Annotated in this window: 10 protein-coding genes and 2 pseudogenes; 4 read left to right on the top strand and 8 right to left on the bottom strand. The window is 67.0% G+C overall.

The genetic code is table 11. From position 1 onward, the window contains the following. Nucleotides 1–299 (bottom strand): annotated as a pseudogene (locus AC16DP_RS34690) (hypothetical protein); the annotation flags it as partial. 15 nt (nt 300–314) lie between these two features. Next, nucleotides 315–702: pseudogene (locus AC16DP_RS34685) on the bottom strand (hypothetical protein); the annotation flags it as partial. A 294-nt stretch (nt 703–996) separates the two neighbouring features. Between AC16DP_RS34685 and AC16DP_RS34680 the strand changes: the two are divergent. The 3 genes from AC16DP_RS34680 to AC16DP_RS34670 all read left to right on the top strand — a co-directional run bounded on the left by AC16DP_RS34680 (nt 997) and on the right by AC16DP_RS34670 (nt 3,354). Further along, nucleotides 997–1,788, top strand: coding sequence for a hypothetical protein (locus AC16DP_RS34680; protein WP_329734302.1), 792 nt, complete (start codon nt 997–999; stop codon nt 1,786–1,788). Nucleotides 1,789–1,891: 103 nt separating this feature from the next. Further along, a complete protein-coding gene (locus AC16DP_RS34675) occupies nt 1,892–2,068 on the top strand; it encodes a hypothetical protein (RefSeq protein ID WP_329734301.1) in 177 nt (58 codons plus the stop codon). Between the two features lie 26 nt (nt 2,069–2,094). Next, nucleotides 2,095–3,354, top strand: a complete 1,260-nt coding sequence (locus tag AC16DP_RS34670; protein ID WP_329734300.1) for a radical SAM/SPASM domain-containing protein — start codon at nt 2,095–2,097, stop codon at nt 3,352–3,354. Here the strand turns inward: AC16DP_RS34670 and AC16DP_RS34665 are convergent. Next, the gene (locus AC16DP_RS34665) at nt 3,281–4,273 is read right to left on the bottom strand and encodes a DUF2381 family protein (protein ID WP_329734299.1); all 993 of its coding nucleotides are present in this window, start codon (nt 4,271–4,273) and stop codon (nt 3,281–3,283) included. The genes AC16DP_RS34670 and AC16DP_RS34665 overlap by 74 nt on opposite strands. 23 nt (nt 4,274–4,296) lie before the next feature. Beyond that, the gene (locus AC16DP_RS34660) at nt 4,297–5,994 is read right to left on the bottom strand and encodes a serine/threonine protein kinase (protein ID WP_329734298.1); all 1,698 of its coding nucleotides are present in this window, start codon (nt 5,992–5,994) and stop codon (nt 4,297–4,299) included. A 298-nt stretch (nt 5,995–6,292) separates the two neighbouring features. Here AC16DP_RS34660 and AC16DP_RS34655 point away from each other — a divergent pair, with 298 nt between their 5' ends. Further along, nucleotides 6,293–8,203, top strand: a complete 1,911-nt coding sequence (locus AC16DP_RS34655; protein ID WP_329734297.1) for an RICIN domain-containing protein — start codon at nt 6,293–6,295, stop codon at nt 8,201–8,203. An 86-nt stretch (nt 8,204–8,289) separates the two neighbouring features. Here the strand turns inward: AC16DP_RS34655 and AC16DP_RS34650 are convergent, their stop codons facing one another. From AC16DP_RS34650 to AC16DP_RS34635, 4 genes are all read right to left on the bottom strand, one after another. Beyond that, nucleotides 8,290–10,533: an ATP-binding protein gene (locus AC16DP_RS34650; RefSeq protein WP_329734296.1), complete on the bottom strand. Its 2,244-nt coding sequence runs from the start codon at nt 10,531–10,533 to the stop codon at nt 8,290–8,292. Nucleotides 10,534–10,873: 340 nt separating this feature from the next. Further along, nucleotides 10,874–11,281 carry a hypothetical protein gene (locus AC16DP_RS34645; RefSeq protein WP_329734295.1) on the bottom strand — a complete coding sequence of 136 codons (408 nt, stop codon included), beginning with the start codon at nt 11,279–11,281 and terminating at the stop codon, nt 10,874–10,876. 53 nt (nt 11,282–11,334) lie between these two features. Further along, entirely contained in the window at nt 11,335–12,753 is a 1,419-nt protein-coding gene (locus tag AC16DP_RS34640) for a hypothetical protein (RefSeq protein WP_329734294.1), read from the bottom strand. Nucleotides 12,754–13,530: 777 nt separating this feature from the next. After that, on the bottom strand, nt 13,531–13,735 hold a 205-nt coding region (locus AC16DP_RS34635), incomplete at its 5' end, for a DUF3418 domain-containing protein (RefSeq protein ID WP_483956932.1).

Below are 13,735 nucleotides of genomic sequence, written 5' to 3'. Positions count from 1 at the left end.
GGCTCCTCGGGGACAGGCCCCGTGCTGGCCACCTCGGACGCGGGTGCCTCGCCCGCGCTCGCCAGGGCGGCGTCCGGGCCCAGCCCGCGGGCGCTGCGGCGGCGGTGCAGCCGCTCCTGCGCGCCCGCCTCGGAGGAGAATACGTGCTCGCCCACCTCCGGAGCGGCAACAGGGGAGGACGCCTCGAGTGAGGGGGCCGTGGCGCCCACCTCCCGCAGCGTGGAGAGGGCGTGGGGGGCCCGCTCAGAGCTACCGCCCAGTCGCGGCCCGAGCGTGACGCAGCCGGTGGAGAGCAGCACGGCCCCCAGCAGCAGCGCCGCCCTCCTGCGCGCCAGGGCCTCAGCGCGCATTGTCCACTGGCGGAAGCCGCCGTGCTGCCGCCGCACCTCCAGCCGCGGCTTCATGTCCAGGGTGGGGGAGAGAGCATCCGCCCCCACGCCAACAACCGCCCAGCACGTGCAGTTCGAAGCCCGGGCGCACCACCACCACTGCCGTCCCATCCAGGTGGGCCAGCGTCACCGCAGGAGACGCACCTCCGGCCCTGCCCCAGTCATGCACCGCCGACAGCCCCAGGGTGTAGCGGCCCCGCTGCCTGGGCGGACCGGTGAAGAGGTGTTGCAAGTCCACCTCGGCCTGGGCGCCCATGAGGCGCGCGCCCAACACATCCGAGGCGAAGGCCTCCACATAGAGAGGACCCATGGTGCACCGTCCGGCTGATGAAGGATTGCTCAACCAGGGCGGCCAATGCCTGGAGTTGCTCCTTCGCGATTCGGAACATGATGGGGTCTCCCTGGCTTCGGGATGCAGACTCCGGGGAGCATCCGTAGCACGAAATGCGAGGCGGTGGGCTGGCAAGTACCGAAGTGTCGAGAGCCAGTTGGAGTCGTGGCCCGCTTCCAGGCGGGGAGGGGGGCGGGGTGGTTCTCCGGCTCGGAGACATGCCCCGCCCGTCGTCCTCGGTGCCGGTACGTCGCTCTGGTAGCGTCCGAGGCCCTCATGGACTTGGATCTCTACCGTTCGTTCACTCAGCGATTGCGCGCCCGGCTGGAGTCCGATGCGCGCGTCCTGGGATTGGTCGCAGTGGGCTCGATGGCGGAGCTCGGGCGTACGCCCGACGCGTGGTCGGATCATGACTTCTTCGTGATCACGGTCCCGGGCGCGCAGGAGTCGTTCCGTCAGGACCTGGGCTGGTTGCCGGACAGCGAGCGCATCGTGCTGAAGGTGCGGGAGACGGCGCATGGGCTCAAGGTGCTCCATGACGATGGCCACCTGCTGGAGTTCGCCATCTTCGACGAGGCCGAGCTGCACCTGGCGAAGGTGAATGACTACCGCGTGCTGTTCGACCGGGCGCACCTCGAGGCCGGCCTGTCGCACCTGCGTACGAGGTCCACCGCCGAGGCCTCCTTCGTCGACGTGGAGCGCGCCTTCGCGCTCTTCCTGTCGGCGCTGCTGGTCGGCGCGGGACGCACCGCGCGCGGTGAGGTGCTCAGCGGGTCCTCCTTCATCAAGCAGCATGCGCTGGGTCATCTGCTGCGGATCCTGACCCACCTGGCGCCCGCGGAGCGCCAGACCCGGCTCGACAACCTGGATCCGTTCCGCCGCTTCGAACAGGAGTTCCCGGAGCAGGGGAGGGCGCTCCATCACCTGTTGTTGCTGGAGCCCGGCCCGTGCGCCCGGCAACTGCTCTCCTTCGCGGAGGAGCAGCTCGCGCACCGGATGGAGCGTTACCCGGCTCGGGCCGTGCAGGTCATCCGGAACCGGCTGGAGTCGTGGGCCGGCCCGGCCTGAAGCGCTCGTTCCCGGGGCAAATCCCGTCAACCCAGAGATTCTGGATTGCTCTCGGCCATCAGCAGGCCTTATCATCGAGCGTCCATTCGCGAAAGGACCGCCCATGACGAAGAAGGTCGAGAAGAAGTTTCCGCGCACGCAGGTGATCGAGCGTCAGAACGAGCGCACCCGCCAGGTGCTCGAGCTGGACGAGAAGGCGCTCGAGCAGATCCGTGGAGGCAGCGCCGACTACGGCCTGCCGCCCCCGGATGACGAGATCATCAAGAGCAAGTTGACCTGATCCCTCGCTGTTCCCGCTCCCGGCTCATGCCTCCGTCCGTCCAGACCCGCACGGCCTATGCCGTGTGGGAGCTCACCCTCAAGTGCAACCTCGCCTGCGGCCACTGCGGTTCGCGGGCGGGAGACAGCCGCAAGAACGAGCTCTCCCGTGAGGAGGCGCTCGACCTGGTGCGCCAGCTCGCCGAGGTGGGCATCCAGGAAGTGACCATCGAGGGCGGCGAGGCGTTCCTGCGTCCCGACTGGCTCGACATCGCGCGGGCCATCACGGACCACGGGATGCTCTGCACCATGACGACGGGAGGCTATGGCCTCTCGCGTGAGACGGCGCGGCGGATGAAGGAGGCGGGCATCGCGCACGTCTCCGTCTCCGTGGACGGCCTGGAGGCCACGCACGATCGCATCCGTGGCCGCAAGGGCTCGTTCCGCTTCTGCTTCGAGACGCTGGGCCACCTGCGCGAGGCGGGCGTGCCCATCAGCTCGAACACGCAGGTCAACCGTCTGTCCGCCCCCGAGCTGCCCGCGCTGTACGAGCGCCTGAGGGATGCCGGCATCCGCGCCTGGCAGGTCCAGCTCACCGGCCCCATGGGCAACGGGACGGACAACGTGTGGATGCTGCTGCAGCCCGCGGAGCTGCCGGACCTCTACCGGATGCTCGCCCGCGTCGCCCTGCGGGTCCGCGAGGAGGGCCGGGTGTCGTTGGTTCCTGGCAACGACGTGGGCTACTTCGGCCCGTACGACGATCTCCTCTTCTCCTCCAGCGGGGCCAAGGTGTGGGCGGGCTGCAAGGCGGGCCTGTCCGTGCTGGGCATCCACGCAGATGGCGGCATCAAGGCGTGCCCCACGCTGCCGTCCGAGTTCGTCGGCGGCAACATCCGCCAGCAGCCCCTGGCCGATATCCTGGAGACGCGCGAGCTCACCTTCAACGGCGCGGCCGGTACGCCCGAGGGCATCGCGCATCTGTGGGGCCACTGCGCGAGCTGCCGCTATGCCGAGGCCTGCCGGGGAGGGTGCTCGCAACGGGCGCATGTGCTCTTCAACCGGCGGGGCAACAACCCCTACTGCCACCACCGCTCGCTCCGGCTGGCCGAGCGCGGCGTGCGCGAGCGCGTCGTCCGCTCCGCGCCCGGCACGGGGTTGCCCTTCGATCATGGGGTCTTCGAGCTGGTGGAGGAGCCGCTCGAGTCGCCCTGGCCGTCGGATGATCCGCATCACTTCACCTATGAGCGCGTGGAGTGGCCTCCGGGTTGGGAGGCCTTCCCGCTGCCCGCCCGCACTCCATCGGAGTGACCGCTCGGCTTCGTGTTGCTTCATCCTGATGGAGAACTGACTGCGGGAATGTCACCTTGAAGAGGGTGGTGGTGCGGCCATCCACCCCCCACAGGCGAAGCGTCACCTCTCCGTGAGGAATCCCAGATGCCGCATCGGCTTCGATGAACACCGGCTGCATCTGCTGGGGCGAGATGGGTTCCGCCAGCCCGATGCGCACCCCCTCCAGCGTCTCCCCCGTGGGACCCACCAGGCTCGCGCCCGCGGCTTGCCACGACTCGGCGCCAGTGTTCATGAGGTCCACCTTCACCCCGACGCTGTTGTCGGATCGATAAGTGACACCTCTCAACACCCAGAGTCCGTCGTCTGATCGCTGCTCACGGACCATCTTCGCGGAGAACTGCTGTGCTGGGACGCCGGTATGGTTCAACGCCCCAGCGAGGAAGAGGCCGCGAAGGCCGCTGGACTGAGAGAGCTGGGCGCGGAGGTCCTGGTTCTTCGCGCGCTCCTGCTCTATCTCCTGCAGGAGGGACTCCCGAGTCCGTTTGTCGCGGTATACCTCCACCTGGTGGGTCGCCCGCCCGCGGTGGGCCACCAGCGTGAAGGTGACGCTTTGTGGCGATTCTCCACCTGCGAGGTGTGCTGTGAGCCGAATGCGCTCCCCAGGCGCCATGTCCTTCGGCGGCACCAAACCGATGCTGCTTCGGCCGCTCATCACCTCCTCGAAGCGCACGTCTTCTTGCAGGTCCACCGTGACAGGCGTGTCGAAGCGGAAGCCCGTCATGAGCCCAGGACTGACGCACACCTCGAAATGCCTGGTGGACACGAGCGACAACTCGAGGCGCTTCACCTCCTCGCAGCGGATGGCACGGGGCGGTGATTCCAACGCAGCAGGCGCTTGAAGAAGCGCCAGGAATACCAGGACGGAGGCAGGAAGCATGGGTGGCCATTCCCAGAGCAGTCTTATCTGAAGCGCTTGACAACCTGGAGGCTCAGGGAGGAGATGGTGAGGGCCTCAGTGGGCGTACTGCCGGGCTCGGCCTCCGCGCCACGGGGGATGTCACCTATCGTCACCAATTCCAGGCATACGGGGATGGTCTCGCCGTTGGGAAGATGGGCGGTGGTGAAGCGCGCATAGACACGTCCTTCCCCCACATAGACATGGCCATCCAAGGCCGTCCGATCGGGGAGGTCTCTGGATCGGCCGCGGCTTTCGGCACGGATCTTCTGGCCATCGCGCACAAGCACGTCCCGGGGTTTCTCGCCAAAGGGAATCAGGCTCGCGCCGACGTCGTCTCCGGGGTACAGGCGGTAGCTCCTGTGCGCCGCCTCCGCTCCAGGCGGGCACTCCTCCGGAGGGGGAGGGGGGCGCGGTCGCGGCCCGCTCACGCAACCCGCGGAACCGGCAACACAGCCGGCGGCAACGAGGGTGCGAATCGTCTTGGACTTCTTCATCGAGGGTTCCTTGCTGTTCGTCGCGGGGGCGACGGGCGCGGGGGTGGGTGACGTCTCGGGTCCCGCGCCGGGTACAACTTCCGCCGTTGTGGCGCCTGCATCGACTTCCTGGCCGGAACCGCTCTGGAGCGTCGTGGGGGCGGGTGCTGACGCCGTGCGTGGGGTGTCCCCGGGAGGCCGGAGCGAGAGGAGGGCCGCGGTGAGCGCGAGCCCGGCAGCGGCCCACCATCGCCAGGGAAACGGGCGTCCGGGCACTGCCGGCGCCGCCGGGGCGGAGCGCTTCTCGGGGCCGGCTCCAGGAAACATCGGGCTGCGCCAGGAGCCATCCGCCTCGGTGCACAGCTCCACCAGGTGCTCCGCGAGCGCCTTGGCGTCCGGGTACCTGTCCTCGGCATCCTTCTCCAGCAGGCCCATGCACAGCTCGCTCAGGGCCAGGGGCACGCGCGGGTTGCGCTCATGTGGGCCCGGCGGCGTCTCCTCGAGGATGGCCCGGTTCAACCCCGGGTCGTTCCGGTCTCCGAAGGGCAGCGTGCGCGTCAGCAGGGCGTAGATGACGACGCCCAGGGCCCACAGGTCATCTCCCGGTGAGAAGGGGTAGTGCTCGCCCTCCCACTGCTTCGCGAAGCGCAGTGCCTCGGGACTCCGGTACTCGGCGGTGCCCGGTGGCAGCCGCATCGTCAGGCGGAGCGCCCCCTCCTTGAGCCCCGCCGCGCCGAAGTCCACCAGCACCGGTTGTCCGTCCGCCTCGCGCACGATGATGTTGCTCTCCTTGATGTCCCGGTGCACCACGCCCGAGGCATGCACGTCCGCCAGGGTGAGCGCCAGGGGCAGCAGCACCCGCATCACCAGCTCGAGCGCGGAAGGATTCTCCCGGGCCGCCCAGGCGTCGAGGGTGAGGCCCTCGACCAGTTCCAGGGACAGGACGAGCCAGAGAGGCTCCTTCTCGGGCCAGAGGCAATACCCGTGGAAGGACACCACGTTGGGATGCCGTATCTGACGCAGCGCGGCCGTCTCCCGGTCAGCCCTCGGGTGGACGGGCACCAGCTTGATGGCGTAGGGCCGTCCGCCGCGCCTCGCCCGGTACACGGTGCCGAAGCTGCCGGAGGCGATGATCCCCTCGATGGTGAAGCCCGCGACCTCCGTGCCCGGAGCGAAGCCGAGCCCGGGAACCTCACTCCCTGTCTGTCCACCACTCTCACCGGCCATATCGCGGCCTCCAAAAAGCCCGGGAAACTACCAGGGAGGTGGCTGGAGGCCCCGGACGTGATGGGTTGGGAGGGGGGTGGGGGAGGGAGCGGGTTCTCGGCTCCAGGGTTCGCGCTTCGATTACTGGTGCAAAGATGTTGCAAAAGATGGACATTCTGGAAAAATCCAATTAATGGTTTTCCCGGGAACACGGGAGGGAGATCTGATGAACGCCGCGACTCGCCTGGCGAGCATGATGTGTTTTCTGGCTGGCTGTAGCGTACCGACCGAAGGGAGAGCCCCCGTCGAGGAAGGGCCGGTGAAGACCGCGGCCCGGAGCCTCATGGCCGAGCCGGGCCAGTACGTGCGTCTGACCGCGCGGCACTCGGGGAAATGCCTCGGCGTGGCCGGCTCGAGCCAGGCCGACGAGGCGCAGATCCTCCAGTGGGATTGCAATGGCAGCCGCGACCAGGCGTTCCTCTTCGAGCCGGTGGGCTCCGTGTACCGCATCAAGGCGTGGCACAGCGGGAAGTGCCTCGCCCAGACCGGCGGCTATCTCGTCCAGCGCGACTGCGGCGCCGCTTCGTACTTCACGCAGGTCGAGCACGGCGACGGTTCGTATTCGATCGCCGAGGCCTTCATCCAGCCCTCCCTGGACTACAGCCCGCGCCACCTGGACGTCGAGTCCGCGAGCACCGCCAATGGTGCCCGTGTCCTGCTGTACACGCCGACCGGGGGGAGCAACCAGCGGTTCACGACCCTGGCCTATCGCGAGCAGGCGGGCCTCGACGCTTGCAAGAAAGCGCCTCCCGCGAGGGACGAGCTCCCCTGGTGCGGTGGGTACTACGTGGGCCCCGATGGGTGCTGGACGCAGCTGACGTCACACGTCTACGAATGGTGCCGCCGCTACGGCGTGAATTTCGGCGCCGAGTGGGGCCCGGGCTACGACAATCACCGGTATTACGATGCCATCGACCGGTGCGCCTTCTGGCACGATTACACCACCTGGACCGTTCCGAACGATCCGATCATCAATGACGCGCAGGCCTGGATGTGTATGGCCATGGTCCAGCCGGCGAGCGTGGAAGAGGAGCGGGCCCGGTCGCACGGGGTCTACTGGCTGGCGCATGATCCAGCGACGCTGGCGCGGGCCGGCGGCTACATCGATCCGCGTCTGGCCAGCAACCGGAGGCCCGCCCCGTTCCCGGTGCGCGCCAATGACGCGCTCCCCCAGCCCGACTCGTTCATGCAGGTGCCGTGGGCGAGGCAGCAGGGCGGGTATTGGAACGAGCAGCAATGGATGGCGGGAGACTTCAACGGCGACGGCGCCACGGACCTGGCCAAGGTGTTCAACGAGAACGGGCTGGCCTCGGTGGACGTGCACGTCACCGGCCTGCGGGGCTTCACGCGGGTGCGTTGGGTGACGCAGGATGGCGGCTTCTGGGACAGGCAGAAGTGGATGGCCGGCGACTTCAACGGCGACGGCAGGGCGGACCTCGTCAACGTCTTCAACGACGGCTGGCAGACCTGGGCGGACGTCCACGTCTCGACGGGCAGCGGCTTCGTGCGGAAGCTCTGGCAGAATCAGGGCGGCAATGTCTGGCCCGGGGAGAAGTGGCTGACCGGCGACTTCAACGGCGACGGCAAGGTGGACCTCGCCAACGTCTTCTACGACAACGGCCTGAACAGCATCGAGGTCCACGTCTCGACGGGCGGCAGCTTCGTCCGGGAGCGCTGGCAGACGCAGGGCGGCGGTTTCTGGGACACGCAGAAGTGGATCGCGGGGGACTTCAACGGAGACGGCTATGACGACATCGCCAACGTCTTTGGCGAGGGCGGCCTCGTCTCCATCGACGTCCACGTCTCCTCGGGGAGCAGCTTCACCATCTCGCGCTGGGTGACCCGGCAGGGCGTCTTCAACGAGGGACAGCAGTGGATGGCGATGCGCCGGACCTCCGTGGACGGCGTCGACACCCGGAGGACCGATCTCGTGTCCGCGTTCTTCGACAACGGCTACGACAGCATCGCCGTGCGCCGCAGCGTGGGGAGCACGTTCGCGGCTCCGGAGCTCTGGGCGACGCGCTACGGCGTTCACCTCGGCCACGCTCCCGTCTCGTATTCCACCTGGGCGGCGCGCAGGTGGCTCACGGGCAACTTCAACACCGCCGGCTCGGTCGCCCGGGTGTACTCCGACGGCGGGCTGGTCTCCGCCGACGTGTACGTCCGCTGAGCCTCCGCTGGCCGGAGGGCTACTGCCAGCGAGCCACTGGTCGGGGCCTGGAAACACCCAGGCCGGAAACCCCTGATCCAGCCGGACTATCTGGCCGCGCGAAGCGCCGCCACCACCCAGTTGACGTGGCGCTCGGGGGCGGTGTCGCGCATGTGCTGCTTCATGAGCGGCATCTCGAGGATGCGCACGTGGTCCCCGAGGTTGGTCAGGAAGGGCTTGCCGTCCAGCGCGACGCCGTCCGGGCGCACCTGCCGGCCCTCGATGCGCATCTGCGCGAGGACCTCGATGCAGACCCGGCGGAGCAGCTCGTAGGCGTTCTGCTCCGCGGCCACCGAGATGATGAGCTTGCCGAACGTCGGGTCCTTGTTGACCAGGGTGTCCCCGGGCTCGAAGCCACAGTCGAACCGGATCTTCAGATCCTGGATCCCCGTCGTCCCCGCCTCCTTCAGCTTCGCGAGGATGACGTCCCTGGCGGGAATCTCGATGCGGTCGAACCTGCCCGCGTTGGGGACGAACAGGCCCACCCCCCCGTCGCGGCTGTCCTTCAGGTTCGGCATCCAGCTCTCGGCGTTGATGCGGAACTCGCGCCCCACGTGGGTGCACACGAGCTGGCCCTGCTCGAAGTCGATGGGCTCGCCGTTGGCAATCCGCATCTGCCACTGCACCAGGTTGAGCGGCTCGAGCTCCTCGCCGCGGCGGATGGCGTGCACCTCCTCGGTGACGGGGTGCTCCACCTGGATGCGCGTGTTCATCTCCAGGAAGTAGTACCGCCCCGCCTTGTACATGAGCTCGATGGTGCCGGCGCCCACGTAGCCCACCTCGTCCGCGAAGCGCACCGCGAGCTGCTGCACACGCTCCTGCAACTCCGGCGAGGCCCGCAGCAGGGCCGGAGGGGCCTCCTCCTGAATCTTCTGGCTCGCCCGCTGCTCGCTGCAGTCCCGCATCCCGAAGTGGCGGGTGTTGCCGTAGCGGTCCCGGAGCACCTGCACTTCCAGGTGGATGGTCTCCGGGATGTTCTGTTCGAACATCACGCCCGCATCCCAGCCGTTCGCCTGGATTTCCCCCAGCACCTTGGTGATGGCCGCCGGCAGGGCCTCGAGGCTCTGGCAGACGGCCTGGCCGCGGCCACCGCCGCCGTTGGCGGCCTTGAGCCGGCCCGGGAAGCTGAAGACGCCGTTGCGGAACGCCTCCTCGATGCGCTCCTGGATGACCTTCGCGTCGCTCGCCTCCAGGGTGATGCCCGGCGTCACCGCGTGGGGGTCGAGCTGCTGCACCATGGAGCGGAAGGTCCGCTTGTCACCCGCCCGTTCCACCACGTCCTGCATGGGGCCGATGAAGATGAGGCCGTTCTGGCGGAAGTGGCGGATGGCGGAGGCGTTCTCGGCGAGCGGCCCGTAGCCCGGGTAGACGGCGGCCCGGGCCAGCTCCCGCTCCCATGTTTTTCCGAAGCGCTCCTGGAAGGCGCAGGTGACCTTGTCCGTGATCTGGACGTAGTTGGCGTACGTCTCGCGGAACGTCCCCTGCAGGCCCACGGTGAAGCCACCGTGCGCGCGTGCGAGCCGGACCTGCAGCGCGTCCGCATCGTCCTGCAGGCTGTGGCAGACCACGGGCGTCATCCCGAGCGCGATGCACTCGCGGACCGCCCGGACCCCCATCTCCCCCTTGTCCACGACGATGATGTACTTCAGCGCCCCGGCGCTCACGGTGGTCGCGGGGAAGGCGTACAGGTCCGTGGTGGCCAGATAGAGCAGATCCAGGGCCGCGGGCGCGGTGTTCAGCAGCTCCTCCGCCCGCGCGCGCACCCGTGCGAAGAGGTGCTTGCGCAGCTCCTCGTCCACGTGCATCAGCACCAGGAAGCGCAGCGTCTCCGCCTCCGCCAGGTGCTCGCCCAGGCGCCGCCCGGCCTCGGGAGACACGAAGTCGCGGGCCCACGCGTGGTGCGCCCTCGGGTCCACCGACAGCTCGGCCTTCAGCCGGGCGATGTCCGCGAGCAGGGCCTCCACGGCGGCGGCGGCGGCCGTCTCCCCGCCCGAGAGGGCCTGGAGCGCCGGCTTCCACACGAAGCGGGTCTGCCAGATGGCCCCGTTGGCGATGATGTAGCGCAGGGCCAGCAGCCGCTGGCCGCGCTCGCCCTGGACCACCGTCCCCAGGTCCGTCAGCCGGGCCCCGGGGTACGCCAGCCACACCAGGAAGGCCTGCTTGGCGCTGACGTGGCCACTGCCGGGATAGACGAGCTCCAGCGGGTGCTTCGACACGCGTCCGGTGGGGACAGCGGAGTGCGCGGCGCCATGGGCGTTCGGAGCGTGGGCGATGGGGGAAGGGGTCGTCATGGTGTTCAAGGTCCTGAAGCCGCGGACAGCTCTCGTGTCTCGCGCGAAGGGCGCACTACACGCCTACCCGGGCGCATGTTGTCAATGCAGTCGCAGGTGGATGCGACGCACTCGCCGGGTGCGCGACGCACTGCGCAGAGCCCCGACGCACCGCGGCATCCGCTCGGCGGCCCCCCGGGAAGCGGAGCTTGCCGCTGTCACGGGGGCTCTCGCTCTGGCTTGGAACAACGCAGGGGGCTTGGGGAGCAGCTCCTGGTCAGGGGGCGCAGACGTCTCGTTAGGACGAGTCGGAGGGCGCGAGGTGTCGGAACGAGTTCTTTGACACCACTCTTCGGTGGCTTCATGCGAATGGATCGTAGAAATCTACAGGCTTGTCGTCATCGACGTCGTGATACGTCCACGTATTTGCATCTGTTTTTGTTGCGCATGCGCTGCGCGATTCCGCGGAAAGTGACCGGCACACGAAAGTGAGTCCGCCGAAGCTGCCAAATGACAAGGCAATGCGCAGTGAATCCGCCTTCTTTTCAATGTCGATCTGTTGAACGACTGTCGAAGCTGGGGTTTCACGAGTGGAGTACGACTCCTTGAAGCGCTGTAGGTCGGCGAAAGTTCCGGGAACCCGATGGAACTCCGATACATCCATGAAGCGGAGACGCAGGAATGCTCGATCTGATTCTGCGGCCTTATCAGGGTAGTCGAGAACGACTACCAATGTCTTCTTCGATGCTTCGTACTGATAGCTGATCAAGAGACTCTCGTGAGACCCCTCGAGCGCACCCATGCTGTCTTTAACCTGCCGTATCACCAGTAGGCCCCCTCGTACGGGATGTGTGTCAGTGCTTGGAACTGCGGATGCGTGTCGTCGATGACGTTGCCATCGATATCCAGGTGCTGTCCTTTGGTGTTCTGCCAGCGGAAATATCCGTTTGCCTGACGACACCACTTGTTCGAAGTGGCGTTCAGCCCGTTCTTCCACATGAACCGCAGACGCTCGACGCCATTTTCATCGAGCCACTTCCAACCGCCTTTCTTGTCAGTCGGAACATGGCGCCACCCACGTGGCTTATTGCGCTTCAACCAGTTCACGGAGACACCGCGAAGCGATTTCCGCGGAAACTCTGTCGGGGCCGATGATTTCGACGAGCCGCCGCTCTTCTCGCCCTTCGCCATCAAAGCGCCGGCCGCACCGAGCGAGCCCGTCGTGACGGGCGGACCGAGGGCCGCCGCCGTGCCGCTCCCCGCGTTCCCCGCAAGGACCAGCCTGTTGCCACCGTTTGCGACTGCCAGCGCGAGCATCGGAGGCGGCGGCGGCAATGAATTTATGATCTTGGCCGCCTTGCCCAGGTTGGCCTTGACGCCTCTGACCGAGAGCCATGCCATGATGATGCTTTTCAGCATCCTGAGGAATGCTTTGCTCGCGTCAGCAATCCATCCAGATCTGCCATTCGCTTGTATCGCGATTCTCAGCCACTCTGCGCCATGCTTGACCGCCGCTTCGATACTCACGAGTGCGGCTTGCGCTCCAACCATGGCCAACACGAGTTGGATGGCAGCGGCGCTGAGTTGGAGGATGAGGGGGCTCGCGGGCCCGGCCATGGCAGCCGCCAGGCCCTCTAGCGCGATGAATCCAGCGACGACGGTGATGATTTCGGCGAGGTGCTCGCGGATGACTTCCCAGTCCTCGGCAAAGACTTCACGGGCATGATTCGGGCTTTCGGTGATGCTCGCGACGATGTCCAGCAGTGCCCTGGCGAATCGTTCGATGGCATCCTGGATTGCCCCAGCGATTTCCTTGAGCTCCGCGAACGCGCCACCCGTCAACGAACCGGAGGGAACCACCTCCTTGAGCGCTTTGGCGAAGGCCGGGCTCACGAGCCAGATTCGCGCCCCCTCAATGAGTTTGATGTTGTTGCCACCACCGCCGAAAACTGTTCGCTTCTGGTACGAGCCGGTGATGCCTTGCTTCCCCTTTTGCTGGTTTACATACAACAGGACGTTCTCGTAGAAGGCCAGATCATGGCCAGGACGAACCGCGCTGGAGAACGCCTGTCTCGCGAGTTTCTCGACGTTGTCATTCTTCTTGATCTGATACAGCTTGGCCGTCGGTTCGGGTAAATGGGTGTTGACGCGGAGCCCTTGGACATAGCCGCGGTAGATTCCGTCTTGCGCATACGCGGTCACGTGCCACCAGCCCGGCGCGTCGGGATGAGGACCGCTCACGAACACTGGCGTCGTAGGTGGTATTGGAAGGCCTGGAGGAAAGCGCTCCTCAGGGTTTTTCCGTCCGGGACGGAGGTTGCATTGGGCGCCGTTGAACCGTTCGTCGGCAGAGCGGCGTATATCTCTCGGAGGAAGCCGAGTTCCCGCTCATTACCGAGCCAGATTTTCATCCTTGGCTCGATGGCCTTCCAGGACGCTGGTGGGTAGCCGGCGGACAAATTTCTATCACTATCAAGAACGACGACAAAATTGGATGGGTTTCCAGAGAGTACCCAGAATTGGGAGGACATGATTGGTTTCTCGTGTGAAACGCCATGGTTGAGACTGGTTCAGGATTGTTCCTTGTGGCTCACTCAAGCGGGGCCTTATCGAATTGCGCCTGCGTGATGAGGCCCCTGCAGGCCAGATGTGCTCCGACCGGTTCGGTCATACGGAAGCGATGCTAGTCCGGTTTGTGTCTGCGAGCGCACATCCTGCGCCCCAGGTGTGCAAAAGCCCACACAGAGTCCATATGCCCGAGCACCGTGCGCACGAACAACCGCCAAGCGGCAGGTGGTGGGTTTCCCTCAAAAGGACTCTAGGCGGAATGGCCCTCACCGCCTCGTACAGCACCGTCCCCTCCGGCCGCCTCCGCCGGTACTCCCACCCGTGCGCCCCCACCAGCCCCTCCCCAGCCACACCTCGCCAGGGCACACGCTACCGCCAATCGCCCACGAGACTCCGCCAAGCCCCCTCTGGGAGTGCCAGGCGGCGGGTTCGATTCCCGCCGCCTCCATTCTAGCGCAGCGCCGCGAGGGCCGCGCCGGCCTTCGTCACCGTCACCGACACGGGCGTCGTCACCTCCGGAGCGAAGAGGGCCACGCGGAGCTCCTCGAAGGCCCACCGAAGCTCCTGCGCCGCCTCCTGGTCACGCACGGTGGCGCGCCTGGCGAGGAAGGTCTCCCACAGGGGGGTGAAGGGCTCGGCCTTCCCCGCGTCCTTG

The organism is Archangium sp. (genome assembly GCF_057119385.1).
Note: the sequence above shows the minus strand (reverse complement) of the source record. Positions and strands in the feature narration are given on the sequence as shown.